This is a genomic window from Blautia sp. An249 (assembly GCF_002159835.1).
Lineage (GTDB): Bacteria > Bacillota > Clostridia > Lachnospirales > Lachnospiraceae > Blautia_A > Blautia_A avistercoris.
In genome coordinates this window covers 1-2292 of the sequence record NZ_NFJL01000054.1, presented here as the reverse complement: position 1 = coordinate 2292, position 2292 = coordinate 1, and the positions used below count along the sequence as shown (strand labels likewise).

3 protein-coding genes are annotated in these 2292 nt (G+C 46.6%); 1 reads left to right on the top strand and 2 read right to left on the bottom strand.

Annotation, left to right across the window (positions count from 1 at the left end):
* Nucleotides 1-1698: FtsX-like permease family protein (locus B5F53_RS19405; RefSeq protein WP_087227126.1), on the top strand; the 1698-nt coding region annotated here is incomplete at its 5' end.
* Between the two features lie 183 nt (nucleotides 1699-1881).
* Here B5F53_RS19405 and B5F53_RS19400 read toward each other — a convergent pair.
* Both B5F53_RS19400 and B5F53_RS19395 read right to left on the bottom strand, forming a co-directional pair.
* A complete protein-coding gene (locus tag B5F53_RS19400) occupies nucleotides 1882-2121 on the bottom strand; it encodes a helix-turn-helix domain-containing protein (protein ID WP_076778890.1) in 240 nt (79 codons plus the stop codon).
* A partial coding sequence (locus B5F53_RS19395) for a sigma factor-like helix-turn-helix DNA-binding protein (RefSeq protein WP_275532213.1) occupies nucleotides 2118-2292 on the bottom strand: 175 nt, incomplete at its 5' end. The genes B5F53_RS19395 and B5F53_RS19400, both read right to left, overlap by 4 nt.

Genomic DNA, 2292 nt, shown 5'->3' with positions numbered 1-2292 from the left:
ATGGCAACAGGCTATTTGATTATCTACAATATTTTTCAAATCTCTGTTATTCAAGATATTCAGTCCTACGGGCAGCTTAAAACATTGGGAACCACAAGGCGGCAGATCAAAAAGATTATCAACAAACAGGCCCTGCTTCTGTCTGCGGTAGGTATCCCCATTGGCCTGATTATCGGCTTTTTTATTGGCCGCGCTTTAGTTCCGGCTCTGATGAACGGCACAACTTATACTTCCGACGCTGGCGTTGTGGTGACAGTAAATCCGCTGATATTCATTGGCTCGGCTATCTTTGCTTTTGTTACTGTTTCTATCAGTGTGCGAAAACCGGCTAAGATCGCAGGTGCAATCTCACCGATTGAAGCTATCCGCTACACAGAAAATGACGCAGGCGCATTTCAAACAAAGAACCGTCTGGCTGTAAAAAAATCAACCAGCGGCGCAAAAATTCATCGGATGGCCTTGGCAAATTTGGGGAGAAATCGAAAACGAACGATCCTTGTAATCGTGTCTATGACATTGAGCCTGGTACTGTTTAACACCGTATTTACTCTATCCAGTGGTTTTGATATTGATAAGTATGTTGAGAAGTTCTTAAACAAGGATTTTATCATTTCTTCCGCAGACTATTTCAACTATAACTTCGCCCGCAGCGAAACATACTTGTCCGAAACCTTTATCAATGCTGTCCAACAACAGGACGCCTACGAGGATGGCGGCAGACTATATTCCAGCAAGGTGACAGAAGAAAGATTTTCCGCTGAAACAGACGCCGTAACAAATTACAACAAGGACGAATATGGAAATCCTCTTATTGCTCTGTATGGGGCAGACGATTTTCTTCTAAGCTCGATGGATGTAGTCGAGGGCGAAATTGATTGGGATGCTCTTAAAACGGGAAAATACACGCTGTACGCGCTTACAATGGATGACAATGGGAATATAATTGACAATCCATCTATCCATGTCGGAGATACGATCACCTTTCATCACTGGAAGATGAACGGGTTAGCCGGTACACTGGATAACAGCTTTGACCTTACCGTTATGGCAAAAGTTCTTATCAATGAAAATACCGATACAGAACGAAACACGGGCGCGGCACGTTTTTATTTGCCCACAGAACAGTTCAAGCCGCTCTGCCTCAATCTCCTTTTGGTAAGTTTTCCGTTCAATGTTAAGGACGGAATGGACAGCGACATGAGCAGCTTTCTAAGCAACTATGTGGAAAACATTGAGCCGAGCATGGACTATGAATCGAAAGAAACTTACGTTCAGTCCTTTCATAGCATGACATCCCTTATTATTACAATCGGCGGTGCTTTAAGCGTTATTATCGGTCTGATCGGCATAGTAAATTTCATCAATTCGGTATTGACAAGCATTATTACGCGGCAAAAAGAATTTGCTATGCTACAAAGTATTGGCATGACAGGCAGACAGCTCAAGCAGATGTTGTCCTATGAGGGGTTGTATTATGCTGTGGGGACAATTATAGCCTCGTTGATTGTTGGGGTGCTGTTCTCCCTCGTTATTGTGCAGGCGATAGCAAGCAGCTTTTGGTTCTTCACCTATCACTTTGTAATTTGGCCGATGTTGATTGTTTATCCGTTCCTTATTTGTTTAACGGTGATTATCCCCACAATTCTTTATCGACAGTTTGCCAAAAGCAGCATTATTGAAAGGCTCCATCAAAACTGAACCTGCACTCTACGCATTTAGGCCGGTAAAATCACCGCCATTTCAAGGCTTTTTTGGCATGGTCGGCGGGGAGGCAGGACAGATTATCAAATCCCCGCCAGAACGGGGTTCTAAATGCGTAGGAAAATCCCCATAAGAAAGCGCCGGGCGCAGGGCCAGCAGGCCGCCGCGTCCGGCGTTTTCTTATGGGCTGTCCTTTAGGATGGCCTGGATAAGTTTGTTTTGCAGGTGGTGTTTCATGTACTCGTCTACTCGCACATGGGGCGAACCGTCCTTGTCGTAGAGTGTCCGGGTACACAGCTTGTTTATGTAGCCGTCATAATACCGCAGGATTTGGCCCATAGCCAGTATATCACCGACGTGGGCCGCCTCATACACGGACAACGGCAACAGCACCCTGCCGTGAAAAGTCGGCTGCTTCATTCTGGTTCCCTCCCTCCGTCATTCTCCAACTTCTCCCGCAATGCGCCCAGGGCCTTTGTCCTGTGGCGCTGGACGGCGCTGCGTGACATTCCCGCAAGGCTGCCGATCTCGCCGTCTGCCAGCGCCGGGACACAATGCAGAATTAAAATCTGCTGCTCCTGCTCCGGGAGG